The sequence below is a fragment of the Neorhizobium tunisiense genome, from assembly GCF_039631515.1.
Classification (GTDB): Bacteria; Pseudomonadota; Alphaproteobacteria; order Rhizobiales; family Rhizobiaceae; genus Neorhizobium.
This window is the reverse complement of record NZ_JBDIUU010000007.1, coordinates 233,125-258,122: the sequence shown is the minus strand read 5'-3', so window position 1 is coordinate 258,122 and position 24,998 is coordinate 233,125. Positions and strand designations below refer to the sequence as shown.

Annotated in this window: 26 protein-coding genes and 1 pseudogene; 14 read left to right on the top strand and 13 right to left on the bottom strand. The window is 58.6% G+C overall.

Annotated features, from left to right (window positions below):
- Window positions 1-10: 10 nt before the first annotated feature.
- A complete protein-coding gene (locus ABCW43_RS21005) occupies window positions 11-424 on the top strand; it encodes a winged helix-turn-helix transcriptional regulator (protein ID WP_345928195.1) in 414 nt (137 codons plus the stop codon).
- Window positions 425-464: 40 nt separating this feature from the next.
- Here ABCW43_RS21005 and ABCW43_RS21000 read toward each other — a convergent pair whose 3' ends face one another.
- Complete coding sequence (locus ABCW43_RS21000) at window positions 465-1,385, bottom strand: LysR family transcriptional regulator (RefSeq protein WP_345928017.1); 921 nt, start codon at window positions 1,383-1,385, stop codon at window positions 465-467.
- Window positions 1,386-1,552: 167 nt separating this feature from the next.
- On the opposite strand from ABCW43_RS21000, the gene ABCW43_RS20995 reads away from it, so the two are divergent.
- From ABCW43_RS20995 to ABCW43_RS20985, 3 genes and pseudogenes are all read left to right on the top strand, one after another.
- Window positions 1,553-2,545: an MBL fold metallo-hydrolase gene (locus tag ABCW43_RS20995; protein ID WP_345928193.1), complete on the top strand. Its 993-nt coding sequence runs from the start codon at window positions 1,553-1,555 to the stop codon at window positions 2,543-2,545.
- Between the two features lie 24 nt (window positions 2,546-2,569).
- A complete protein-coding gene (locus ABCW43_RS20990) occupies window positions 2,570-3,652 on the top strand; it encodes an aldo/keto reductase (protein WP_345928015.1) in 1,083 nt (360 codons plus the stop codon).
- 53 nt (window positions 3,653-3,705) lie between these two features.
- Window positions 3,706-4,074: pseudogene (locus ABCW43_RS20985) on the top strand (dioxygenase family protein); the annotation flags it as partial.
- A 2-nt stretch (window positions 4,075-4,076) separates the two neighbouring features.
- Here the strand turns inward: ABCW43_RS20985 and ABCW43_RS20980 are convergent.
- The 3 genes from ABCW43_RS20980 to ABCW43_RS20970 all read right to left on the bottom strand — a co-directional run bounded on the left by ABCW43_RS20980 (window position 4,077) and on the right by ABCW43_RS20970 (window position 6,055).
- Entirely contained in the window at window positions 4,077-4,379 is a 303-nt protein-coding gene (locus tag ABCW43_RS20980; RefSeq protein WP_345928013.1) for an antibiotic biosynthesis monooxygenase family protein, read from the bottom strand.
- A gap of 67 nt (window positions 4,380-4,446) precedes the next feature.
- Window positions 4,447-5,223: a nuclear transport factor 2 family protein gene (locus ABCW43_RS20975; RefSeq protein ID WP_345928011.1), complete on the bottom strand. Its 777-nt coding sequence runs from the start codon at window positions 5,221-5,223 to the stop codon at window positions 4,447-4,449.
- A gap of 52 nt (window positions 5,224-5,275) precedes the next feature.
- A complete protein-coding gene (locus ABCW43_RS20970; protein ID WP_345928009.1) occupies window positions 5,276-6,055 on the bottom strand; it encodes a VOC family protein in 780 nt (259 codons plus the stop codon).
- Between the two features lie 102 nt (window positions 6,056-6,157).
- Here ABCW43_RS20970 and ABCW43_RS20965 point away from each other — a divergent pair, with 102 nt between their 5' ends.
- A complete protein-coding gene (locus ABCW43_RS20965; protein ID WP_345928007.1) occupies window positions 6,158-7,036 on the top strand; it encodes a LysR family transcriptional regulator in 879 nt (292 codons plus the stop codon).
- A gap of 276 nt (window positions 7,037-7,312) precedes the next feature.
- Here ABCW43_RS20965 and ABCW43_RS20960 read toward each other — a convergent pair whose 3' ends face one another.
- The 7 genes from ABCW43_RS20960 to ABCW43_RS20930 all read right to left on the bottom strand — a co-directional run bounded on the left by ABCW43_RS20960 (window position 7,313) and on the right by ABCW43_RS20930 (window position 15,051).
- Window positions 7,313-8,998 carry a glycoside hydrolase family 3 protein gene (locus ABCW43_RS20960; protein WP_345928005.1) on the bottom strand — a complete coding sequence of 562 codons (1,686 nt, stop codon included), beginning with the start codon at window positions 8,996-8,998 and terminating at the stop codon, window positions 7,313-7,315.
- Window positions 8,998-10,065, bottom strand: coding sequence for an ABC transporter ATP-binding protein (locus ABCW43_RS20955; protein WP_345928003.1), 1,068 nt, complete (start codon window positions 10,063-10,065; stop codon window positions 8,998-9,000). The genes ABCW43_RS20960 and ABCW43_RS20955 overlap by 1 nt, the downstream gene beginning before the upstream one ends.
- Window positions 10,066-10,067: 2 nt before the next feature.
- On the bottom strand, window positions 10,068-10,961 hold the full coding sequence (locus ABCW43_RS20950; RefSeq protein ID WP_345928001.1) for a carbohydrate ABC transporter permease: 894 nt from the start codon (window positions 10,959-10,961) through the stop codon (window positions 10,068-10,070).
- Window positions 10,958-11,629: a carbohydrate ABC transporter permease gene (locus ABCW43_RS20945; RefSeq protein ID WP_345927999.1), complete on the bottom strand. Its 672-nt coding sequence runs from the start codon at window positions 11,627-11,629 to the stop codon at window positions 10,958-10,960. The genes ABCW43_RS20950 and ABCW43_RS20945 overlap by 4 nt, the downstream gene beginning before the upstream one ends.
- Before the next feature lie 283 nt (window positions 11,630-11,912).
- Window positions 11,913-13,151 (bottom strand): ABC transporter substrate-binding protein, encoded by a 1,239-nt coding sequence (locus ABCW43_RS20940; protein WP_345927997.1) that lies wholly within the window; start codon window positions 13,149-13,151, stop codon window positions 11,913-11,915.
- 185 nt (window positions 13,152-13,336) lie between these two features.
- The gene (locus ABCW43_RS20935) at window positions 13,337-14,224 is read right to left on the bottom strand and encodes a LysR family transcriptional regulator (protein ID WP_345927994.1); all 888 of its coding nucleotides are present in this window, start codon (window positions 14,222-14,224) and stop codon (window positions 13,337-13,339) included.
- Between the two features lie 122 nt (window positions 14,225-14,346).
- Window positions 14,347-15,051, bottom strand: a complete 705-nt coding sequence (locus ABCW43_RS20930) for a GntR family transcriptional regulator (RefSeq protein WP_345927992.1) — start codon at window positions 15,049-15,051, stop codon at window positions 14,347-14,349.
- Window positions 15,052-15,168: 117 nt separating this feature from the next.
- Here ABCW43_RS20930 and ABCW43_RS20925 point away from each other — a divergent pair, with 117 nt between their 5' ends.
- The 4 genes from ABCW43_RS20925 to ABCW43_RS20910 are packed head-to-tail and all read left to right on the top strand — an operon-like array spanning window position 15,169 to window position 19,619.
- Window positions 15,169-16,224 carry an amidohydrolase family protein gene (locus tag ABCW43_RS20925; protein ID WP_345927990.1) on the top strand — a complete coding sequence of 352 codons (1,056 nt, stop codon included), beginning with the start codon at window positions 15,169-15,171 and terminating at the stop codon, window positions 16,222-16,224.
- 4 nt (window positions 16,225-16,228) lie between these two features.
- Complete coding sequence (locus ABCW43_RS20920) at window positions 16,229-17,122, top strand: VOC family protein (protein WP_345927988.1); 894 nt, start codon at window positions 16,229-16,231, stop codon at window positions 17,120-17,122.
- Window positions 17,123-17,155: 33 nt separating this feature from the next.
- Complete coding sequence (locus ABCW43_RS20915; RefSeq protein ID WP_345927986.1) at window positions 17,156-18,730, top strand: bifunctional 3-(3-hydroxy-phenyl)propionate/3-hydroxycinnamic acid hydroxylase; 1,575 nt, start codon at window positions 17,156-17,158, stop codon at window positions 18,728-18,730.
- Between the two features lie 40 nt (window positions 18,731-18,770).
- A complete protein-coding gene (locus ABCW43_RS20910; RefSeq protein WP_345927984.1) occupies window positions 18,771-19,619 on the top strand; it encodes a fumarylacetoacetate hydrolase family protein in 849 nt (282 codons plus the stop codon).
- 328 nt (window positions 19,620-19,947) lie between these two features.
- Here the strand turns inward: ABCW43_RS20910 and ABCW43_RS20905 are convergent, their stop codons facing one another.
- Both ABCW43_RS20905 and ABCW43_RS20900 read right to left on the bottom strand, forming a co-directional pair.
- Entirely contained in the window at window positions 19,948-20,352 is a 405-nt protein-coding gene (locus tag ABCW43_RS20905; protein ID WP_345927981.1) for a RidA family protein, read from the bottom strand.
- 11 nt (window positions 20,353-20,363) lie between these two features.
- On the bottom strand, window positions 20,364-21,803 hold the full coding sequence (locus tag ABCW43_RS20900; protein WP_345927980.1) for an FAD-dependent oxidoreductase: 1,440 nt from the start codon (window positions 21,801-21,803) through the stop codon (window positions 20,364-20,366).
- A gap of 74 nt (window positions 21,804-21,877) precedes the next feature.
- Between ABCW43_RS20900 and ABCW43_RS20895 the strand changes: the two genes are divergently transcribed.
- The 5 genes from ABCW43_RS20895 to ABCW43_RS20875 all read left to right on the top strand — a co-directional run bounded on the left by ABCW43_RS20895 (window position 21,878) and on the right by ABCW43_RS20875 (window position 24,965).
- A complete protein-coding gene (locus ABCW43_RS20895; protein WP_345927978.1) occupies window positions 21,878-22,516 on the top strand; it encodes a TetR/AcrR family transcriptional regulator C-terminal domain-containing protein in 639 nt (212 codons plus the stop codon).
- 72 nt (window positions 22,517-22,588) lie between these two features.
- The gene (locus tag ABCW43_RS20890; protein WP_345927976.1) at window positions 22,589-23,584 is read left to right on the top strand and encodes a carbon-nitrogen hydrolase family protein; all 996 of its coding nucleotides are present in this window, start codon (window positions 22,589-22,591) and stop codon (window positions 23,582-23,584) included.
- 3 nt (window positions 23,585-23,587) lie between these two features.
- Complete coding sequence (locus tag ABCW43_RS20885; protein ID WP_345927974.1) at window positions 23,588-24,283, top strand: alpha/beta fold hydrolase; 696 nt, start codon at window positions 23,588-23,590, stop codon at window positions 24,281-24,283.
- Window positions 24,280-24,606, top strand: coding sequence for a hypothetical protein (locus ABCW43_RS20880; RefSeq protein ID WP_345927972.1), 327 nt, complete (start codon window positions 24,280-24,282; stop codon window positions 24,604-24,606). The genes ABCW43_RS20885 and ABCW43_RS20880 overlap by 4 nt, the downstream gene beginning before the upstream one ends.
- Window positions 24,603-24,965, top strand: a complete 363-nt coding sequence (locus ABCW43_RS20875; RefSeq protein ID WP_345927970.1) for a hypothetical protein — start codon at window positions 24,603-24,605, stop codon at window positions 24,963-24,965. Before ABCW43_RS20880 ends, ABCW43_RS20875 begins: the two co-directional genes overlap by 4 nt.
- Window positions 24,966-24,998 lie beyond the last annotated feature (33 nt).

Here is a 24,998-nt window from a genome sequence, read left to right as displayed (position 1 = left end):
CGGAGGTTTAATGCCACGCGAGATAAACGGCCGACCTGTGATCGAAACGCCCCGAGGGCCGGTTCTGACCCCTTGCGCCCCGGGCAGCGTGCTGGCTCGTCTGGGAGACAAATGGACGATTCTTGTCGTCTCGATGCTATCGCTTTCACCCGAAGCGCCCATGCGGTTCGGGGCCCTTCGACGCGGTATTCCCGATATCTCGCAGCGTATGCTGACGCTCACTCTTCGCAATCTTGAGAGGGATGGACTGGTCGCGCGGCATTATTACACCGAACTGCCGCCGCGGGTGGAATACGAATTGACCGACCGCGGAAAATCGATGCTCAAGCCGCTCGCCGGATTCACCGACTGGATCCGCGACACATGGCAATCCATCGAAGCCTCCCGTAGAGAGTTCGATGCGGCCGAACAACGCCGGAGTTAGAAGAAGCTCCGATCTGCCTCTCCGCAACCTGCTAGCCAAATCACCACGGGGCGAGGGCGTCCTTCGCCTTCCAGTCGTAACTCCGCATGTAGTCGAGGAAGGCACGCATGGCGGCGCTCGGGAGGCGGCGGCTTGGGTAGTATAAGAACCAGTGTGGCAAGGTGGGGCTCCAGTCGGACAGAAGCTCCACCAGCCGGCCGCTCTGGATATATGGTTTGGCGTAGTCATCGAAGACATGGGCGATGCCTCTGCCCGCCAGTGCAGCTTGCAATTCGTTGCGCGCAGAGCTGACCGTCAGGCGGCCCGTCGGAATAACCTCAATCTCTTCGTTTCCTTCGGAAAACCGCCATGTGACAAGCGTGCCGCCGGGGAAACGACGTCTTATACAGTCGTGACCACCGAGTTCGTGCGGCGTCTGCGGCTGTCCGCACCTGTTGATGTAATCCGGTGAAGCTACGATTGCATAACGAAGCGCGGGTCCAAGCGGCAGCGCAATCATGTCCTGCGCCAGCTGCTTACCGAACCTGACGCCGGCGTCGAAACCCTGTTCCACGATATCGATGACGGCCGCATCGCTGATGATCTCGATCTTCACCTCGCGATAGGCCTCCATAAAGTCGAATACGAGCGGGCAGAGAAAGTGATCGACGGCCGGTGCGGGAGCGTTGATCCTGAGAGTCCCGGACGGGCTGTCACGCAATTCGTCGACCTCTGCGATAGCGAGCCTGATGTCGCTCAACGCCGGTGCCAGACGCTCAAGAAGGCGCTGTCCTGCCTCCGTCGGAGAAACGCTTCTCGTTGTTCGATTAAGGAGCCGAATACCCAGAGCCTCTTCCAGAGCATTCATAGTTTGGCTTAACGCCGATGAGGAAATCCCCCGCTCGAGTGCTGCTGCGCGGAAGCCGCCACAGCGCACGATAGCAACGAATACATCGAAGCTGTCTAAACGAATAGGATCCATTGAGAAGTTTTTCTAACCAAGCTGATAAACTTACCCCGGATTATCAGATCAATCGCCCCGTGTCATGATCGTGCAGATTAAGTTCGCGTTCTGGCAAATTCCTTTTGCCGGTCATGTCTGATCGAGGAAGACGAAGCGGAGCGCGCCCAATGAAGAAGGGAAGACTGATGAATGCCTTCACTCTCAATCGACGCGCAATTATGCTGTCCGCTGTCGCAGGCGCATCAAGCATGTTCATTCCGAGTCTGGGCAGTTCCGGCAAGGCCGACGCCCAGGTCGCGTCCGTGGTAAGCGGCAATGCCGGCCACTACCGCTTCCGCGTCGGCGATATCAGCGCAACCGTTTTGAGCGACGGTGTGATTGGTGGCCCGCCTCGGGTCTATGCAAGCGACGCGTCCGAAGCCGAGCTTCAGGAGGTCTTGCGGCAGGCATTCCTTCCGACCGACCACATGGCCCTCAATCTCAACACGCTGCTGATCGAAACCGGCGGCCGGCGAATCCTGATCGAGGCTGGCGCGGGCAAGACCATGGGCCCGAATGGCGGCCGGATCTTCGATAACCTCGCGGCGATCGGTCTTGGGGCCGCTGATATCGACGCGATCGTGATTTCCCACACCCACCCCGACCATGTCGGCAATCTGAGAACCGCGGATGGTGCCAAAGCCTTTCCCCGTGCCACTGTCTTGGTCCCGAAGGCGGACTGGGACTTCTTCGTCCGCACCGATCCTGATCTGTCCTACATGCCGGTGCCCGAGGAATTCCGTCTGCGCTTCGCGGCAAACATCAAGAACAGCCTTCAGCCGTTCATGAACGATGTCGAACTCTATGAAGCCGGCGCCGAGATCGTGCCGGGCCTGACGACGATCGTCGCATCCGGCCACACACCGGGCATGGCGACCTTCCTCGTTCATTCCGGAAACGACCAATTGCTGCTGACGGCAGACCTTGCCTATCACCCTGTTGTCAACGTCGACAGGCCCTGGCTTCCGGGCCCTGACCGCGACAAGGAAACGGCCCTTTCCTCCCGCCGCCGCATCTTCGACAGGGCGGCTGCCGAGCGCATGCCCGTCCTTGGCTTTCACTATCCATTCCCCGGTCTTGGCCGAATGCTGAAGACCGATGGCGGCTACGCCTGGGTACCCGACAACTGGCAGTTCTGACGGCTAACGAAACAGGAGAAATCCATGAACCAGTCAAAGATCAATAGACGCGGCTTCCTCGGCACGATGGGTGCGGCGGCAACAGGGCTGGCACTTGCCACCCACGCTACGGCCCAGACCCAGGAAACGAATGGGTCGTCGCCAGCCACTGGATCAAACCGGGATGTGCTGACTCGCACTCTGCCTCGCACTGGCGAACGGGTCACAGCCCTGGGTCTCGGCACCTTCCTTACCTTCGACCTAAAGCCCAGTGATCGTCGCGACGCTCTGCGTCAAGTCTTTGAACGGTACGTCGCCGCAGGCGGTCGCGTGGTCGACACATCGCCGCTCTACGGCTCGGCGGAAGTCAGCGTCGGCCAGTTCATGGGAGAATTTGAAGGCTCAGACGAGATGTTCCTCGCCAACAAGGTCTGGTCGACAGGGGAATATCTCGGCGACGAGAGCCACGCGGTCGAAAGCTTTCGGCAATCGCGCATGCGAACATGGCGTGACACGATCAATCTCATGCAATGCCATAGCATCACCAATGCTCCCGTCGTCATTCCGCTGATGAAGGCCTGGAAGAAGGAAGGCCTCATACGCCATGTCGGCGTGACCCATCACGAGTCGGCGGCGCAGGACCAGCTATTGGCGATCGTCCAACGCGACGATGTCGACTTCATCCAGACGAACTATTCGATCTTCAACCGCGACGCCGAGCGCCGTCTTCTCCCGGCCGCTGCCGACAAGGGCGTTGGCGTCCTGATCAATCTGCCGCTCGAAAAGGCCCGCCTGATGAAGGTGGTCGAGGGGCAGCCGCTCCCCGGCTTTGCGCAGGAGTTCGGGGCGACCAGCTGGGCGCAGTTCTTCCTGAAGTGGGTCATGGCGCATCCCGCGGTCAGCACCGTGCTGTGCGGCACGTCCAACCCCGACCACATGAGCGAAAATGTCCAGGCGATGATGGGACCGCTACCTGACGAGCGCATGCGCGCCCGCATGGTCGCACATATGGAAACGATTCCCGGCTTCGGCTCCATCGCCACGATGCCATGGTATCCCGGCAAGGAGAATATGTACTCCGGCTTGATTCGTGAGGCGCAGGCGAATGCCGCGCAACGCCTACGGTAGGCCGCCTGGACCAATTCGCCATCATCCTAGAACAAATCACTTGGAGGCCAGCCTTGCCTTCCACCAGACGTACGCTTCTGACTGCCTTTCTGACGCTACCTCTTATTGACGTAGCGAGAATGAACGCGTTTGCGCAGGCCGCTCCCGAACTGCCGCTCACCCCTGCATGTGACGATGAAGACGAGCTGACGCTCGCACGGGAAGCCGGTCCCTTCTTCAAGCCGAACTCACCGGTCAATCGGGATCTCTATCCGGATGCGCCCGGAGGGGAGCGAATAACCGTCGCGGGTTTCGTGCTCGACAATCGCTGCCGGCCGCTCGGCGGCAGTCTCGTCGAAATCTGGCACGCGGACGAAAACGGCGACTATGACAGCGTGGGTTTCCGTCTGCGCGGACACCAGTTCACCGATGCCCAAGGGCGCTGCTAACGGACGACGTCGAAGCGCGTCATCATCATCGAAGACGCGTCGATCATGCCCATGAACTGCGCTGCAGCCGGGGCATTGGCGAATGTGTCCATCGAAGCCTGCGCGGCATCGGCAGACGCCCAATGCACGATCACAAGCCATTTGTTTCCGCTGACGCCGGTCTCGCGCGAAACGAAGCCGGGTTGCTTGCGGACATGCTGATCTTCGATGGTCTTGTCGACGACGGCGAAGGCCTCAGCCGATACGCCGTCTTTCAGGTCCATCGTTACGATTTCAACAACACCCTTGTCCCGGGCCATCACTACACCTGTCATGGAGAAAAAGGATGGGAAGGGCAATGAGAATGGATCGCATTGCCCTCAATCCTCAGAATTTGCCGTTTGCGTGCGCCATTTCGGACGGGATGGCAGAAATCGTATCCCAATGCTCGACGATCTTGCCACCCTCGACGCGGAAGAGGTCGAAGAAGGCCGTCGGCGTATCGCCCAGTTTGCCTTCCGACGCGGTGAAGACAAAATTGCCTTCGGCCACGATCAGGTGCGTCTTCGTGTAGGCCATGGCCTGCCCGGCCTCAGCCATGGCCTTCAGTGCGGCGCCAAGACCGTCAAGCCCATTACCGACCATCGGATTGTGCTGGGTATAGGTCGTGGTCGAGATATAGTCGGTAATCTTCTGCGGTGCGGCGCCAAGCAGGACGTCGTTGACGAAGGCTTCGACCAGTGCGCGGTTCTCGGCGGTCTTGTCGAGATCGAGGATTTCGGTCGCGCCGTCAGTCATCGAATTGCCGCTGGCGGTCTTTGATGCCGGTACAGCGGCCTGCAAGTTGTCCCAGTGTTCGGCAACCTTGCCATCCTCGACACGGAACACGTCGAATGCGACCATGGTCTGGCCGCCAAAAGCCTGCGCATTGTCATAGGTCGAATGCAGCACCACGAGATCGCCTTCCGACAGCACGCGATGGGTCGTTGCGGTCAGACCATTGTCCTTGAGAACGGGCAAAAAGCCGAGAATTGGCGCAGCGCCTGTCGGCACAGCGGGATTGTGCTGGATGTAGTCCTGTTTCAGAAGCTGGCTTGCCGCTTCCGGATCAAAGTTGGTGAACAGCGCAACGACGGCACTCAGTACGATTTCTTTCGAGGTCATGATCAATCCTTTCGGTTCGGTTTTGATTCAGTTGGATTCAGGTCGCGCGGAATTACGCCAGTGCGATGGTAAATTGCGTGCCCCACGGGTCTTCCATTGGACCAAGAGGTAAGGTTTCCGGCTGCACGAGGAGTTCGATTTCCGCCAGCCCCCGTGAGCCGGGGCTACGTCGTTCAGCGCCACGCGAATACCAGACATTCGCAGCAAGCTGGTGGTGATAGCCCCCCGAGCCGTACCAGCCTGCCGAAGGCCAACGGGACGTCCGTGTCAAGCCGAGTGGGCCGGTCATAAAGCGATCCGCTGTCTCGATATCCCCCACGCACAGATGGACATGGCCGATCACTGTGCCGTCCGGCGCGCCCGTCCACGCGCCCTGGACGTTGGTTAGGTCTGACAGGTCCAGTGGCTCTGTGGCCATTTTGATATCGTTACCGTGGCGGACCCACTCCGGCCGGGGCCGATCGACATAGACCTCGATCCCATTCCCTTCCGGGTCACGGAGATAAAGCGCCTCGCTGACAAGATGATCCGATGCGCCGTCCAGAGACACGCCGAACTCCCGAATATGTCGCGTCCAAAGGCCAAGATCACGGCGGGAAGGAAGAAGGAAGGCTGTATGAAACAATCCTGCCTCGCCTGGGTGGTGCCGCGCAAGTCTATCATGACGCAGCTCGATCAATGGTGTCTCTCCCGTCCCCAGCAGGGCGGTTTCGCCATCACGATCCATCAAGCTCAGGCCGATGACGTTTTCGTAAAACCCCGAGACGACATCCAGGTTGTTCACCGTCAGAATAACCCGTCCGATCGAGAGCGGGGTATCGGTCTCACTCATGTCTGGTCTCCTTCGTGTTTTGTGATGGGAAACTACCACTGGCCTTCATTCGCCAAAATGGCGATTATAGTGCATCAGTTTCGCCACTGTGGAGGTAATGGAATGGACAAGATCGATGGGATGCGGACCTTTGTTGCCGTGGTGGAGGCCGGATCGTTTTCTGGCGCCAGCAAACGCCTGGGCATGACCGGGAAGCTGGCGAGCAAATACATCGCGATGCTTGAGGCCCAATTGGGCATGAGCCTACTTCACCGAACGACACGATCCATGTCGCTAACGCAGGATGGACGGATCTATCTTGAGGGGTGCCGGCGCGTTCTGAACGAAATCGATCTGCTTGATACATCGCTTGAATCGTCCCGTGGCCTGAAAGGAACGCTGCGTGTCGCAGCGCCGCTGACCTTCGGTGAAACGGTGGTCGCCACCGCCGCGCTCGCGTTCATGGAAACCCATCCGGAAGTTACCGTCGAACTGCGACTGTCCGATGACTATGTCGATCTTGCCGAGGAGGGCTTCGACCTGGCTGTCCGCATGGGCGTTCTGAAGGACTCGAGCCTCGTTGCCCGCAAGCTCGGAGAGGCAAAGCTGCTGGTCGTTGCCGCCCCCTCCTATATCGAACGACACGGCGCGCCGGTGCATCCCGATGAACTGTCTGCTCATGTCTGCATTCGCGACGCAAACAATCCCGACCCCAATCGCTGGCCTTTCTTCATCGATGGTCAGCAGGTCCACATTCCAGTCACCGGCCCCTTCATCGCCAACAGCCCTCCCGCCTGCCTGATGCCCACGCGCGCAGGCAAGGGCATCTTCATCTGCCCGCACGTTTTTCTGGGCGATGATCTCGAGCGAGGCAGTCTGGTTCAACTGCTATCAGGCTTTCCCTCGAGAACGATCGCAATCCAGACTGTGCAACTGCCATCGGCGTTCAGAAAGCCTAAGGTCGATGCCTTCGTCACTTGCTTAAGAAAGCATGTGAAATAGGATGCGAGGTATGGACCGTCGTACCGATATTCCTGCCCCAGGCTGATCTATCGCACGTCTGTTCAATGTTCTCATCGAGCGGTCCGGCGGCGACACGTAGACGCCAATCCTGCCGATCAATCGTTGCGGAACGTCGCAATTGCAGTGTGCCGCACATTAGCACCGAGATCCCAGGTGACAAATTCCGCTTCGAATTGACCAGGTCGCGCTTTCTGGTGACCTGGCAATGGCTTGGAATGATCAGATGCTTGCGGTGGCCTGGCTCTTCTAACCGTTTTACACTATAGCTTCCTCTAGTCCGCAGGTTACATCAACCGGACTCTTACCCGCAAAGGGTATCTCCCCAAGCAGAGCTTTCACCAATACCTGTTGTACAGGCAGTATGGCAGCGTAGCCGTTTACGAAGGTTTTGCATTCCGGCATGTGGTAGAGCAGGAAGGGAGTCCCGAGCGAGACGTAAACCGTTGGAACATAGTCCCAGAGACGTTCCATCGAATGGGGGAACAGGCCATGCAGGTCTTCCCAGCGCGGTCCGAGGTTTTCTTTTGCGGAAACACCTTCTTCCGCCAGAAGATACATGCCTATGTCGTAAGCACTCGGATCGATGGGTTCACCCTTGCGATGGATTGTGACTTCGAAGCCTCTTTCGCGCAGAAGGTCGGCGACGTGAAGCTGAGGCAATGGACCGGATGGGCTCATGCGGGTGTCAAGCTGCGTCAACAGGATGCGCTTATGCCGGCGAGGATCGAGCGGCAGCAGGGTCTGCGTATCCTTGACCAGCGTGATTGCCGCTTCTGCGGCCGAATTTGACCACGCAGCGTGCTCCTCGGTACCGAGAAACCGAGAACGATCCACCTCGGACGGGGCGTGACCACCTGTCTTGTGAAGCTTGATCGAAGCCTTGAGAGCCAAGACGCGCAAGACCGCTTCGTCGAGGCGCTCCTGGGTCAACGCGCCATTTTCGAGGCCTTCCCTAAGATACTGGATATCCTCTCCAAGGTCGTCCGGGAAGAGAAGGATATCGCAGCCGGCAGCGATGCAAAGCGGTACAAGTTCACGACGTGCGCCGCGCGCGTTGAAACCAACCATGCCTGTCGCATCGGAAACGACAAGGCCATTAAAGCCAAACTCCTGCCTCAAGAGAGTGGTTGTAAGGTCGAAATTCAGTGTCGCCGGCATATGCGCTGGGCTATGCGCAGCAGATCCAAGCTCGGCAGTGTAGGCGGGAAGAGTGATGTGGCCTGCCATGACAACCTGTACGCCTTTGGCGATGGCATCGGCATAGATTTTACCGAAACTTGCGCGCCACTGCTCCATCGACATCGTATTGTGGGTCGTGGCAAAATGCTGGTCCCGATCGTCCAGTCCATCGCCGGGCCAATGCTTGATCGAAGTCGCGAAGCCGGCGGAGCGCGCGCCTTCCTGATAGGCGGTGGTCATTGCCGTGACGGTTTCGACATTGGAGCCGAATGATCTCGTATTCACGACGTTCGAACGGAAATTCACAGCGAGGTCGGCGACGGGTGTCCAGGACATGTTGAAGCCGAGATAGCCACCCTCTCTCCCAGCAACCACGCCCATGCGGCGGGCCTGCTCGGCGTCTCCCGTTGCAGCAATGGTCATCTGGTTAGGATAGGGCGTTCCTGCCGCGACGCTGCTCTTTTCGGAAAATTCAATGTCGCATGTCATCAAGAGCGGAATGGCTGTGCGCGACTGGAGAAACTCAGCGCTGCTACGGAGCTCCGGCTCCGATCGCGACGGCATGCGATGAACGCCTCCAACGCGGCGGTCGAGCAAGATGGCAAGACTTTCCTCTGAGAGGTCGCGGCAGAGCGGCAGTACGATCTGGCCGAGTTTTTCTTCGAGCGAGAGGCCGTCAAATGTGGATTTCACCCAATCAACGGCTTCGCCATCGAGATTGAAAGGATGGCCTGCAAGCTTCTTCAAAATTGCTTCGGTCATTATAGGCGCGTTCCATTTTCTACATCAAATATGTGAAGGCGATCTTCGGTCAGCCCCAGCCGGATTTTGTCACCGGATTTGACGCTGGACGACGAGGCAGCCTTGGTGGAGAGGCCGATATCGCCACGCTTGCACCAGACAAGCTTTTCCGGCCCCATGGGTTCGACGACGTCCACTTCCACGGCGAGGCCCTGAGGGGTAGCGTCGGTTTGCACAGCCATGTCCTCAGGACGGATGCCGATGATCACCTTGCGGCCGTCAGCAAGTGGTGAGGACACGGCGGAGGCTATGCGCACGACTTCCCCGTCCACGACGGCTTCATTTCCCCTGATCACTCCGTTCAGAAAGTTCATCGCCGGAGAACCTACGAAGCGGGCCACGAATGTATTGGCGGGCCGGTTGTAAATCTCGTCCGGGGTGCCCTGCTGCTGGATGACGCGGTCTTTCATGACGACGATACGGTCGGCGAGCGTCATCGCTTCGATCTGGTCGTGGGTCACGTAGATCATCGTGGATTTGAGACGCTGGTGAAGGCGCTTGATTTCAACGCGAAGATCCGAGCGCAGCTGGGCGTCGAGGTTGGAAAGCGGTTCGTCGAACAGAAAGACACCGGCATCTCGCACAACCGCGCGACCGATCGCGACGCGCTGGCGCTGGCCGCCGGAGAGTTCTGACGGCTTACGGTCGAGCAGCGGTTCGATCTGCAGCATTTTCGCGGCATGCGCGACGCGCTTCTCGATCTCTGGTTTTGCGACCTTTGCAACTTTCAGGCCGAAACTCAGATTGCCGCGCACTGTCATACGGGGATAGAGGGCGTAGGACTGGAAGACCATCGCGATACCGCGGTTCTTCGGTTCTACACTGGTCATGTCGTGTCCGCCGATGAGGATTTGCCCTTCGGCAACATCCTGAAGGCCCGCTATCGCGTTCAGGAGCGTGGACTTGCCGCAACCGGAAGGACCGAGCAATACGATGAATTCCGAAGCCGGAATGTCGAGGTCAATTCCTTTGAGGACCTCGACCTGTCCATAACGGATGCCAAGGTTTCGAAGCTGTACGCCTGTCATGATTACCCTTTCACGGCGCCGGATGCTACGCCGCGGACAAACCAGCGGCCCGACGTGAAGTAGACGATGAGGGGGAGGATCGATGTGAGAAGCGTTGCCGCCATCTCCACGTTATATTCCCGCTCCCCATAGGTTGAGTGGACGATGTTGTTGAGCTGGACGGTCATCGGGGCATAGTTGATGCCGCCGAAGACGAGGCCGACAATATAGTCGTTCCAGATGAAGGTGACCTGCAGGATGCCCGCGACCGCAATCATCGGTACCGACATCGGCAGCAGTATCGAGAAGAAGAATCTCCAGTACCCGGCGCCATCGACGCGGGCAGCCTTGAAAAGATCAATCGGGATCGTCGCAAAATAATTCCGGAAGAGCAGAGTGACGACCGGCAATGCAAAGACCACGTGGACGGCGATTACACCTGCGAGCGAAGTAAACAGACCGATCGTGGAAGTAATCCGAACCAGCGGATAGATCAGGACCTGATAAGGGAAGAAACCGCCGATCAACAGGACGGCGAACAGCACATTGGCAAACCGCACGCGCCAGAAGCTCAAAGCATAACCAGTAATCGCGCCTGCAGAAATAGCCAAGGCGACACTCGGGATGGTGATAAGGAGAGAGTTTACGAAGCCGACCTTCAGGCCTTCGCACCGCAATCCCGTGCAGGCCGAACTCCATGCCTTCCACCAGTGCTCGAAGGTAAAGGAGTGCGGGAGCGACAGGAGTGTACCGGTGCGGATTTCCTCCATCGATTTGAAAGCAGTCACGATCATGACATAGAGGGGCGTGAGCGTGACGACCGCGATGACGATCAGCAGTACATAGACAAGAACGCGGGACAGTGGAGCCGCGAATTTGCTGCTGCGGACGGGAGTCGGGCCGTTTGCGATTGTCATTTTGCAACTCCCTTGCGGCGGTTCTTGAGAAAGAGCAGGGGCACGGCGACGACCAGGACGAGAAGCAGCAGCGTCGTAGCGGCTGCAGAGGCGAGGCCCACCTGCTGTCGTTCGAACATGTGGTCGATGATGAATTTGGCCGGCACATCCGTAGCAATGCCTGGTCCCCCTCCTGTCATCGCGACGACGACATCGAAGAGGCGCACGACAGTGAGCGACATCAGCACCAGCGCCGTGGCGATGCTCGCGCCGATGCTCGGAATAATAATAAAAAGATGGGCTTTCCAGGCAGGAATGCCTTCGATGCGGATTGCCTTCCACAGATCGTCATCCACACCTCGCAGTCCCGCGAGGAGGACGACCATGACGAGGCCGGCAGAGTGCCAGACCGCCGCGATTATGATCGTGAAAATCGCCATGTCTGCATTCACGATCCAGTCGAAGGATGCGCTCTCGAAGCCGAGTTTGCGAGCGACATCGGCAACGCCGAAAGTCGGATCAAGCAACCAGCGCCAGACGAGGCCGGTAACAATGAACGACATGGCGAATGGGTAGAGATAAATCGTTCGCAACGCATTTTCACCGCGCACGCCGCGGTTGATCATCGCGGCCATGGTATAGGCAATCAATAGAGTGACCGGGATGAAGATCACCGCAAACAGCGCCATGTTGGCGAGCGACATCTGCCACCGCGCATTTGTGAACAGGTTTATATATTGGGTGAACCCCGCAAACCTGTAGTTCGGCAGCATGGACGATCGGGTCAAAGACAGGCCCGCTGCCCACAGCACTCCTCCGACATAGACGGACAGCACGACACAGGCGACAGGGAATAGGGTCAAAGCCGCCTGAAGGCGACTGCTCGAAGGCGATCTTGCGAACACGAATGAAACTCCGGATATTTTGCCGTTCGGGGGAGGCGGTGAATCGCACATCCCCCGATAGTTGGGGCTAGCCCGCGGCGAGCCCGTTTGCGTAGGCTTCGATGAACTGTTCGGCAGTCAGACCGCCGCCCTTGCTCGAAAACCGGGTAATGGCGTCTTCGAGAGCGCCGACGATCGCGGGTGTGAACAACATCTGGTCGCTGCCAGTGGAGAGCTTCGCGTCGTTGAAGAAGCGGGATGCCTCGGCAATGCACGGGTTAAGCTTGGAAGTATCTGCGCCCTTGAGGATGGGGATCGTGCCATTGGCAACTGCAAACGCAGTCTGGGTCGGAACGTCGGCAAAAGCCTTCATCAGAAGATCCTGCGCCTTGGTTGCGGCATCGTCCGTCGGTTCCGGGAAGAGGAATACGTCTCCCGAAATGACCATGCCCTGATCGGGGTTGATAATGGCGCACTCATAGTCGGCACCAGCTGTTTTTCCTGCTGCCGCGAAGGCGCCGTTCAGCCAGGTTCCGCCCTGTGTCATCAGGGCCTTGCCCGAGATCACAAGATTGGTCGAATCCGGCCAGGAGCGTCCTGGCGAGCCTGCGTCCGCATAATCCTTCAGTTTTTCAAAGACCTTAACGGCGGCCTTGAACTTTTCGCCGCGCACTGCCGAAACATCGCGCTTGTAGATAATTGCATCATAGGTTTCGCGGCCTGCGACGCTTAAGACGACGGCGTTGAACATCAGACGCTGCCAACGCGGCTCGCCGGAAGGAGAAAAAGGCGTGAGGCCGGCTGCCTTGGCCTTGTCGAGTGCCGAGAAAACCTCGTCCCAGGTTTTCGGCTTTGCCACCCCGATCTTGTCGAGGATGGATTTGTTGAACCAGAACCAATTGGCGCCGTTGCCGGATATCGGCAGTGCCCAGATATCGCCGTCGACAACCCCTGAATTCAGCAGCGCCGCTGGCATCTTGTTCTCCCAGTCTGCGGCCTTGGCTGTCTCCGTCAAGCTGCGCAACAACCCGTTTTCCTGCAGTTCACGAAACTGCGCGCCCGTGTTGAACAGCATTGCGGCCGGCGGATTACCGCCTACGACCCGGTTGACCGCAGTCGAGCGGGCGTTCGGGCCGCCAGAAATGGCGTTATCGACCCACGTGCCGCCGAGTTCGGTGAATTTTTGGGCCAGAACCTTCACGCCTGCGGACTCCGCTGCAGAGGTCCACTGATGGATGACTTCGGCTTTGATTTCTTGCGCATTGGTAGACGCGCCAAAGCAAAGCGCCGTGGCGGTGGTCGCCGCGAAAAGTAATTTGGAAATCACGTCTGCTCCTCCTCGTAATCTTCCCGCCACGATAATGAATCGCAAACTTACATTCGTCCAATAATGGATTCTGGGTTTGGTATAATCTGCGGTTATGTAGACGAGATCGCAGAATTTTTAGACATTGCCGCGACAGTCGGGCTTTCCCGGAGAAACAGATGACATGTTTAGGGGATATGGCGCGATTACAGCTCCTTTGCAGCCAGCTCTACCGAAATTTCGACGAACCGCTGTCCAAGGCTGTTCAATCTGCGCCCGGCAAGCTTCTGCAAGGCGAACTGACGGGGTGCGACATGTTCCTTCAGCGGGATGGCCTTGAGGAGGCCACGGCGAATTTCGTCGCGAAGGAACTCATCGGAAAGAATACTAACCCCATCGGAACGCTCAATGATTGCCTTGAGCACGCTGAAAGGGCTGGCTTCCACGACGTTTACTGGAAAAGAAATCCCGTTGGTCGTGAAGAGGGCCTCGATTTGCCTGCGAAAAGCGCCGCCTCTGGGCGGAATAATCCAGGTCATCTGCTCCAGTTCCTTCAGCGAAACCTCATCCAGCTCACCGAGTGGGTGGCCTGCCCGGACGAATATGACCGAGCGAGCGGTAAAGAGTGGAATTTCTTCGATTCCCTCAGGCGAAGGGCGGTGTCCAACATTCGAGATCATCAGATCAAGCTGATATTTTTGCAATCGCTCAAGCAGTTCTTCGTCAGTGCCTTCCACGACCTCGATTGCAGGATTGGTGATTTCGTTGAGGAGGCGGGCTATGACCAGGGGGACGAAACTTCCGGCAGCGAGTGGCGTTCCGCCGATATGTAATGGCCCCTCGACGCCCTGACGGCGGATCTCGAGTTCCCGCGCAGCCAGCAAGAGAACCGCCTCGATGCTTTCGGCATGGCGCGCCAGTATCCTGCCCGCCTCGTTCAAGATCGCGCCGTGCCGCCCGCGATCCACGAGACGCATGCGGGTTACATCCTCAAGCCTGCCAATGCTCACCGAGAGAGCCGGCTGTGAAATACCAAGCGCCTCCGCAGCCTTCTGGAAGGAACCAGCACGGTCAATGGCAAGGATGTAGCGCAAGAGTCGCGGGTCTAAATCCATCGCGTCGAACTGCCTTTTCTCCGGCTGGTCAAAGAACGTGTCATTTGTGCACCTTCGAGATGTCCTGTGCCATCATCTTGTCGATGGCAGATCGCTGGAATCTATACGCCAGCGGTGTCGTCTTGCAGGTCGGTTCTTATGAATTCGGCTGTCTGATCATAGTGCTGCTGCAGCAACCGCACGGCTTCCTCTGCGTCATGTTCGAGCACTGCCTTCGTAATGTCGGCGTGCTCCTGGCTTACCTTGCGCACGCGGAAGGACTTTCTGCTCGACAGAGCCCGGTAACGGCTGAGCCGGTCCGCCAGCTGCTCGCAGAAGCCAAGCAGCGGGCGCGATCCGCAGCCGCCAATCAGAAGCCTATGGAAAGCCCGGTGCAGCTGCTCCCATTCAGGATTGCTTTCGAACTGTTCAGGGTCCAGCGACCTTGGCGCCCGATCCAGCCGGTGATGGGCGACAAGCAGGGCTTCTTCCCAAGCCGGGTTGGCATTGGCGATCGACTCGCGCAGCGCCAGGCCTTCGACCCAACAGCGCGTTTTCGTCAGCTCACCCAACTCTTCGAGGCTGATCGGTTTGACAAAGAAGCCGCGTTGCTCCTTGCCGATGACGAGATCCTCGGTTGTCAGGCGGTTTAGAGCTTCGCGCAACGGCGTTTGCCCGGCCTCATAATGTTCCATCAGAAAACGCAGCTGCAACTTTCTGCCCGGCTCGAGCCTTGCCGAAAGAATATCCGCCTTGAGCTGTTCATAGATGCTCGTGGCGAGTGTGGCAGGACTCTCTTGCCCCTTATTCGGCACTTCGACGTTCATTTTGGCATCCGCTATTTGATTGATCTTTATATACACAATCACCTGCAGTCTTAAAATTTATAAATTATGCCTTTACCTCGCGAATTTTGTATATTATTTGGATGCTAACACAGGAGGATGAGTGTGGGCCAAGGCGTGGAGAGGACAGGTCGCTTCAGAACCGGCTGTAGCTGCGTCGGGATCGACGTTCATTGCCATCTCGTCCCGGCACGGTTTCCGTTTCCTCCCGGTGGAGGACCAGTCCGTGGCTGGCCATCGATGTCCCCCGCAACCGATTGCCATGCGACAGTCATCATCGATGAGAAGCCTTATCGCTCGGTCAGCGATGCTTGCTGGGTTGCCGAGAGGCGACTTGAGGAGATGGACCGCAGCGGTATAGCGATGCAGGCATTGTCTCCCATGCCGGAGCTTTTCGGTTACTGGATCGAAGCAAGGGCAGGCTGCGACCTTGCGCGGTACGTCAACAACGTCATTGCCTCGCTTGTTGCTGAAGGAGAGGGGCGTTTCGTCGGGCTAGGTGGCGTGCCGATGCAGGATATTGACCTCGCGATCGCTGAACTGCATCGCATCGTCGGTGAACTCGGCTTTCGTGGTGTTGAGATCGGCAGCAACGTCAATGGTGTCGCAATCGGTGATGAGCGCTTCCATCCATTCTTTTCGGAAGCGGAAAAACTTGGCGCGGCGGTGTTCGTCCACGCTGTGCGCCCGGCCGGCATGGACAGGCTGGTCGGACCGGCGCCGCTCCAGCAGATCCTCGGTTATCCGAGCGACGTCGGCTTTGCGGCGGCGTCCGTGATTACGGGCGGGTTGCTGCAGAAACTCCCCAGGCTACGGATCGCCTTTAGCCATGGCGGCGGTACCTTCGCCTCGCTGTTGCCGCGCTTGGAACAGGGATACTCTGTTTTCCCGGCGGTGCAGGATATCATGCCGGAAGCGCCTTCGTTGCAGGCGCGTCGCCTCTACGTGGATTCGCTTGTCTTCGATGCGGATATGCTGCGCCATCTCGTTGCCGTCTTCGGAGAGGAACGGGTGCTGCTTGGCACCGATTATCCCTTCAATTTTCGTGAAAAAGAGCCCGTTGCTCGTATCGAGGAGGCTTTCGCAGATGAGAGCCTGCGTGAACGCCTGACATTTGCGAATGCCCAGGCTTTCCTTGCACTGGATGAGGTTTGATGCCATGACCGGATTTCCCGTTTCTGCCCTGCGTAGCGTCGAACTGGGCACCCCCGATCTCTCGGCGTCCGTCGATTTCTACAGCCGTGTCTGGGGTCTGGATGTGGTCGCCACAGTTGGAGACAAGGTGTTTCTGGCGGCGACCGGCGATGATTTTCATGTGCTGGAACTCAAACAGAGTGATCGCGCAGAACTGCGCAAGATCACCTTTCGTGTTCGCGCGGCAGAAGACCTGAAGTTGCTTTACACTAGGACGGTTGGTGCTGGTTGTATAGTGTTACGTGAGCCTGGCCCAGCCGACGCACCTTCCGGGGGGCAGCGCTTCGTCATTCGCGAGCCACAGGGATCGGTGCTGGAATTCGTCTATGGCGACCAGCGGAAGTTAGGGTCTGTTGTCGCCAACCGGCCGGAACGTCTGGCCCATGTCAATATCAACAGTGCCGATATCGAAGCGCTGTCGAACTTCTATAGGAATGTCCTGGGCTTTCGCCTGACGGACAGATCGAAGCTCATGGCATTTCTGTGCTGCAACGACGACCATCATGCTGTCGTGCTGGCGGAAGCTCCGGTTAACGGCCTGAACCATGTGGCCTTCCTGATGCCTGATCTGGAATCCGTCATGCGCGGCTCCGGCCTGGTGATCGATAAGGGTTATCCGATCGGCTGGGGTGTTGGTCGGCATGGACCGGGCGACAATGTCTTCGCCTACTTTGTCGACCCGCATGGCGTCGTGATCGAATACACCAGCGAAGTACTTCAGGTGAATGACACTTATCGCTTCCGTGGGCCGGAGGAATGGGTCTGGCCACCGGGCCGGACCGATCACTGGGGCATTGCACCTCCCAAAAGCGACGCCTGCAAAAAGGCCCAGATTACCATCGGATTTTCCGGCGTCTGACGCCGTCATTGACTTCGCGGAGGCATTCTTGTGATGAGCGGGAAAGATATTTCGAACCGGTATGATGTGCTCGTGGTCGGGTTCGGCCCCGCCGGCGCGGTCGCTGCCGGTATGCTTGGCGCACGGGGCCATTCGACATTGGTCGTTGACCGCTTGACCGGTATCTACGACAAGCCGCGCGCCATAGCGATCGACCATGAGATCATGCGGCATTTCGATAACATGGGTATTGCCGAACAGGTCTCGCCCTATGTGGCGCCTTTCACGGCATCGCAGCATTTTGGTGCTCAGGGTCAGCTCATTCGCCGTATCGACATGGTGTCGAAGCCCTATCCACTGGGCTACACGCCGAGCATGGTGTTCACCCAGCCGCCGGTCGAGGCTGTGCTGCGGCGGCATGCTGAGAGCTTCGATTGCGTAACGGTCGAGCCTGGAACGGAAATGATGGAGCTTGATCCACAGGCGGACGAGACCATCGTAACATTAAAGGACGCCTCCGGTGCTGTGCGCAATGTCGCCGCCAAATACGTGATTGGCTGCGACGGTGCTTCGAGCCGTGTTCGGGAAAAGGCCGGAATGAAGCTTGAGGACCTCATCTTCGACGAGCCCTGGCTGGTGGTGGATGTGCAAGTTCACGATGCCGCCCTCAACAACCTTCCGCAGACCTCGGCGCAATTCTGCGATCCGGCTCGGCCCACCAGTTTCATCATGGGGCCGAAGAACCACCGCCGCTGGGAGATCATGCTTTTGCCGGGGGAAGACCCGCGCGAAATGGAGAAGCCGGAAAATGTCTGGCATTTGCTGTCGAAATGGCTCTCGCCCGATGATGGCGATCTGTGGCGCGCCGCCGCGTACCGCTTTCATGCGCTCGTTTCCGATAAATGGCGGCTTGGTCGCATCTTGATTGCCGGTGATGCGGCCCATCAACAGCCACCCTTCATCGGCCAGGGCATGTGCCAGGGGTTGCGGGATGTCTCCAATCTCGTCTGGAGGCTTGACCGCATTCTGAAGGGGCAGTCGTCCGAGGCTCTGCTCGATAGTTATACCGTTGAGCGCAAGCGCCATGTTCAGACCCTCACCGGCAAGATCAAAGTCATCGGGCAGATGATCTGCGAGCGCGATCCGGATGCCGCAGCCGCCCGTGACGCTCGTGTCCTGGCAGAAGGCGGCGGGCAGCCACTGACCGTCACGCGTCAGGAAATCGTGCCACCGATCGAGGATGGATTGATTGCTGTGGAGGGGACGCCGGCGCGGGGGATGCTTTTCCCTCAGCCTGCCATTGTCGACGGCGCCTCGTCGCGGCTGCTGGATAAATTCACCGGACCTGCATGGCGGCTCGTTCTTGACGGTCGGCGCATCCGATCGGCAGACGTGACGGCGCTCGCCAGCGAAATCGATGGGCTCGTCGTCACGGCGATTGTGCCCGAGGGCGAAGGCACCACCGATCCGGCGGCGCTTTGCGAAAAGGACGGCGTGCTTTCCGCCTGGTTCGATCGCCACGACGCCGTCGCAACGCTTGTCCGTCCAGACCACTATGTTTTCGGTGCCGCGAGGGATCTCGATGCGCTTCGCCAACAGGTTGCCGATCTGCGTGCCCGCCTTGGCTAAGCCGTTTTTTTGAAACACACACTCATTCAGGAGTAGGACTATGAGACTTTCCACCGTCAAGATTGCTGGTCGCACCACATGGGGTGTTGTCGAGGGTGACACCTTCCGTGACGTAGGCGCAGCCCTGGCCAACCGATACTCCGACCTCAAAGCAGCCATCACCGCAAATTTCGCGGGCGTGGAAGAGACCGCCGCCTCGGCAGCCTCGACGCCGATCAACGAAGTCGAGTGGTTGCCGGTCGTGCCCAATCCCGACAAAATCCTCTGCGTTGGCCTGAACTACGAAATGCATCGCAGAGAAACAGGCCGTAGCGAGGTTGAAAATCCCACGATCTTCGCGCGTTATGCCAACAGCCAGATTGGCCATCTTGCTCCTATAATACGGCCCAAGGTCTCTACGAATCTCGATTTCGAGGGTGAACTTGCGGTTATCATCGGCAAGCCGGGCCGTTACATTACGCGTGCAGAGGCTATGAGCCATGTCGCGGGTTATGCCTGCTACAACGATGGCAGCATCCGAGATTTCCAGTACCATACGCATCAGTTCACGCCCGGCAAGAACTTCCCGGATACCGGCGCTTTTGGCCCATGGATGATGACGCCTGACGAGCTTGGCCCGCTGGCAGACCTGCGCTTGCAGACCCGCCTCAATGGCGAAGTGGTGCAGGATGCGACCTTCGGACAGATGATCTTCGATATCGCGCGGCAGATCGAATATTGCTCGTCCTTCACGCGACTGGAAGCCGGTGACGTTATCGTCAGCGGCACTCCAGGCGGCGTCGGTGCAAAGCGTACTCCAGCGCTCTGGATGAAGCCTGGCGACGTTGTCGAGGTGGAGATCGACCGTCTCGGCATTTTGAGTAACCCAATTGTCGACGAAGCACGTTGACACACGCCGCCACCTCGGAGCCGATCAGCAGGGTTTCTGATGGACGGCCTGTTTTGCCAAAGTGCGCGCTTAGTGACGATAATATAAGCGCCCTGACGGACAGGATGCGTACCCGACTGGGATCGCTAGAGGCGGGTGGTTCCGATGTTCAAGGCGAAGTCACGCAACGCAAGGGCCTGACAAGCGTTTGGATACAATTGCTTTGGAAGAACGCGGGTCGATGGTTCGTATGCCATCAAGGCGTGATGGTCGCATCATGTGCACGACCTTCATGGAATGGGACGCAGGTGTCCTGCGTCCCGGACGCGCAGCGTCTCATACTGCGTTGTTATGGAAGGGCGACCAGAACCTCAATCTCGACGAGCCATTCGGGTATGGCGAGCGCTTCGACGCCGATCCAGGTGCTCGCGCATACTGGCCATTTTTCACCGAATATGCCACTGCCCGCCCCGAAGATCGCCGGAACGAGATCCGGATTGTGCCGGACCACGTAGATCTTCATCTGCAAGATATCGTCCGGATGCGCATTTATGGCCGCGAGGGCGTCGAGGACATTGCTGAAGCATTGCCTCGCCTGGGCCGCGTGATCGTTTCCACCGACGAGTAGACCTGACCTGTCGATGGCGACCTGGCCCGAGATGGCGGCAAGACGCGCGCCGGGCGGGGTTATGGCGATTTGTGCAATCAGGTGCGAGAAGGCATCGGTCAGGGACGAGGGGTTCAGAGTTTCCATTGATGCTCTCCTTATTCCTGATCGACAGCGGCGACATAACCGTCGGGCCTGACCAGCAATGCCCGAACGCCGCGAAGGGCGGCATGGTCCGAAGGATCTGCCGCCAGGGATTGGACGCTGCTGGATCGCAACCATTCCGGGCCGGAGACCGATGCCCCTGGCTTGAAGGAAAGGTGAAGCCATCGACCTTCGACCAGCAGGCTGTAGAGCGACATCGAAACGCTGTCCTTGCCGACCAGTTCTATATCGGGAACGCGTACCCCTGCTGCGAAACGTCCGGCAGCAACGGCCGCCTTCGCATCGGTGCCATAGGCGACGTCAAAGCCGGAAAGCTCACCGGCAAGACGATGATTGACCGCGGGAATTTTCAGGAGATCGTTCAGCGTTTCGCGTATGGCAAGGGTCGCCGGATCGAACCGGGTGACGAGCCCGACCTGCGCCAGGGTATTGGTGTAGAGGATTTGTCCTATTGGACGCCGTTCCTCGTCATAGGTATCAAGCAGTTTGTCGGGCGCTTCGCCCTTCACGACTGCGGCCAGTTTCCAGCCGAGATTCAATGCGTCCTGCAGTCCGACATTCATGCCCTGTCCGCCCATGGGAGCGTGAATATGGGCGGCATCGCCGGCGAGCAGGATGCGGCCCTTGCGATAGGTTCCGGCTAGGCGCGTCTCATCGGCGAAACGCGAAACCCAGATCGGGTCGCGAGGCTGATAGTCCTCGCCGATAATGCGCGCGGTCGGTCCCGCTACTTCTTCCAGAGTGACCGGTTCGGTGCGTGGCACATGGGTTCGTTGGGGATCCACGAGCACGATGCGGTGGTGCCTGCCGTCACCGAGAGGCGCGATCATCACCGAACCATGTCCATTGGTGACCGACACGACCGGCTTTGCCGGTGGTGAGGCAAGAACCACGTCTGCAAGCATTAGAGAGTTGTGGGCCTCTGCCCCCTCATATGAGATGCCAGCCTGTTCCCGCACGATGCTGCGAGCACCATCCGCTCCCACCAAATAGGAACCAGAAAACTCTCCGCCGTCGGTCGAGATGTGCACCCGGTTTCCGTCGTCCACAATTTTGGTTGCTGCCACGCCCCGCACGATGGTGACGCCGAGTTCGGTAGCACGCTCCTCCAGGCGCTCCTCGGTCACGGCCTGCGGAATAAACAGCGTGTAAGGGAAGCGGGTGTCGAAGGTTGAGAAATCCAGCCGCGTATCGAGGACCGCGTAGTGGCCGGTCGGGATCGGCTTGCCGGTGCTGAGGAGGCGATCGGCGAGACCGCGCAGGGCAAATACTTCCAACGAACGTCCATGGATGGTGAGCGCACGCGACTGCGCCGTCCGCTCCGTTCGCCGCTCGAGAACAGCGACATCCGCACCGGCAAGTTTCAGTTCGCATGCCAGCCACAGCCCAACAGGTCCGGCGCCGACAACAACAACATCGAAATTCGTTTTCATGAGAGTTCTCCAATCTAACGTTGTTAGAGTTGCCTAACAGTGTTAGAGAGTCAACAGTAAAGCTGGAGACGGACATGCGCATCGTGAAAACCGAGGTCATCGCGACGGCGCTGAGGCTGCTTGATGAGGTCGGCATGGAGGGGTTGACGATGCGTAAGCTGGCGGACGTCCTGAACATCCAGGCGCCGTCGCTCTACTGGCATTTCGCCAACAAGGACGCCTTGCTCGAGGGGATGGCGGATGCGCTGATGGAGCCGGTCGCCGCAAGCAATCCGGAAAGTGAGGCATGGGATGCAAGGCTCGGGCGTGTGGCTTCCGAAGTGCGTAACGCATTGCTGTCGCGCCGTGATGCTGCGCGCGTTTTTGCGGGCACCTATCCTTTGTCCGATAATGTGCTGCGCGTCGGCTCGTTGCTGATCGGCTCTCTCAAACAAGCCGGAGCTGACGACCGCGTCGCAAGTTGGGGTGCGTTCACTGTCGTCTATTTCGTGATCGGCTTTGTCATAGAGGAGCAGGCTCTGGGCGGCGATAAGTCGAACTCGGGCCGTGAGGAGGCGCAAGTTGCCGCTGAGTTCCCGCTTGCCGCGATCGCAATGCGTGAGATTGCCGGAGCAAACGCCGATCAGCGTTTTGCTTTTGGGCTCGATTTGCAGATACGAGCGCTGCGAGCTCTGATCAGTGAAACGCCCACGAACGGGCTCTCAGGAGCTTGAATTTACCAATGGACAACAGAGTTGTCTATTGGTATTCATTGCCCCGCTTTATGAAAAAAGGGGAGCATTCTCATGAAGACAACAATCAAGGTCGCCTGCGTGCAGGCGGCGCCGGTGTTTCTGGATCTCGATGCGGGCATAGAAAAGGCAATCAAACTGATCACTGAGGCGTCGGAGAATGGCGCCAGACTCATCGCCTTTCCGGAGACCTGGCTGCCGGGTTATCCGTGGTTCCTGTGGCTGGATTCACCTGCCTGGGGCATGCGCTTCGTCAAGCGGTATCACGAGAATTCGCTTGTCCTCGGCGGCGAGCAGGCCCGGCGGATCAGCGAAGCTGCCGGCAAGGCAGGCATTTTCGTTGTGATGGGTTACAGCGAGCGCGACGCCGGCAGCCTCTACATGGGCCAATGGATCATCGACGATACAGGCGAGACTGTCGGCGTACGGCGCAAGCTCAAGCCAACCCATGTCGAGCGCACCTTGTTCGGCGAAAGCGATGGCTCGTCACTTGCGGTCCACGCGACAGAGATTGGCAATATAGGCGCGTTGTGCTGCTGGGAGCATCTTCAGCCGCTCTCGAAATATGCCCTCTACTCCCAGCATGAGGAAATCCATGTGGCTGCATGGCCCAGTTTCAGTGTCTATCGGGGTGCTGCCAATGCGCTTGGCCCGGAGGTCAACATTGCAGCGTCGCGTCTCTACGCAGTCGAGGGGCAGTGCTTCGTGCTTGCACCATGCGCCACCGTTTCGCCTGACATGATCGAAGTGCTGTGCGGCGATGACGCAACGAAGAACGTCCTTTTGCAAGCGGGTGGTGGCCATGCTCGCATCTTCGGCCCCGATGGAAGCGAGCTTGCTACGCCGCTCGGCGAGACCGAGGAAGGACTGCTTTACGCAGAGCTCGATCCCGCGGCCATCATCTACGCCAAGACGGCCGCAGATCCGGTCGGACATTATTCGAGACCCGATGTCGTAAGGCTCATGCTGAACCGGACTGCCCAACGGAAAGTCGTGCCGTTCGACGAACCAGCCGGTGAACTGGCTGGCTTCGATGTGATGGAAGGTTGAGCCATGGCCGTTTTTGTACTTGTTCACGGCTCCTGGGCCGGCGGCTGGCAATGGGAGCCCATACGCCACCTCCTCGAGGCGAAGGGGCACCGGGTTCTTGCGCCCAGCCTTACCGGTCTGGCGGACCGTTTTCATCTGGCGACCGAAGAGACCGGGTTATCAACCCATATCGATGACGTGGCGCGCCTGATCGAGTGGGAGCGCGTGGAGGATGTCGTGCTGGTCGGTCACAGCTACGGTGGCATGGTGATCACCGGCGTGGCATCCGGCGTAGCCGCACAGTTGCGACACCTCATTTATGTCGATGCATTTTTCCCGAAGTCCGGTGAGTGCGCATGGGATCTGCTGCCGTGGCAGCGGGACGCGTTCCAGACGCTCCGGTTGGAGGACCGGCCGTGGCTGGTTCGTCCCGTGGAGACGAAAGCTTTCTTCCCTGAACTTGGCGATGTCGATGACAGCAGGCTCACGCCAATGCCGATCAAGACGCATGAGGAACCGCTGCCCCAGGGCGAGCCCGGTGGAGTTGCGGGCACCTTTATTCACTGCACCGCTCGCCCATGTTATTTCGACGACGTGGCAAAACGTGCCGGCGAAGCTGGCATGACAGTCAAAACACTGGATGCCGGACACATGGCGATCCTGACCCATCCGCAACAGGTTGCCGACATCCTGCTTGCAGCCGCAGAGGAAAGACCATGAAGCAAACCCTTGAGCGCGCCTTGATCGAGAAGGCGTGGCGCGATCCCGCATTCCGCGCGGCTATCGAGACCGACCCGAAATCCGCTCTGAAATCGATGGGGGTGGAGGTGTCCGACGATGTGAATATCGACATCCGCATGCAGCGTCGCGATACCCTCTACTACGTCATTCCACCATCTGCAGAACATGCGGATGACGCCGGGAACATCATCAACCAGATGGATCTCTGGCAGAGCGCGGAACTCTTTTGTTGGATCATGCCGCAGGCATTGAAGCTTGAACTGCTTGGCATGCGTCAGAGCTATCGAAGGAATAACGCATGAACGAGAAGCACGACATCTTCACGGCGCACTACCGGGAAATTCGCCGCGATCGCGACCTCAGGCAACGCTTGATCGAGGACCCGGTTTCAGGATTGAAGGAGCATTTTGGCGTTATGCCTTCGGGCGACTACAAGGTGGAAGTCGTGGCCGAGGAGCGGGACACGATCACGATCATGCTTCCCGAGCCAATCGATGGCGATACCAGTGAGGCGGCGATCGACGCGGCCAGCCGTCGCATCTACGATATCCTCTTTACCGACGGGGTTGGAGGTTATCTCATCCCGGATGATTGCCTGACGTGGGTATTGCGGGATATGCGCTCACTCTGGTCAAAAGTCCCCGTGAAAGACGGGGTCTGAAAGCCTCTGGCAAGCAGGCGCGGTGTGGAACCG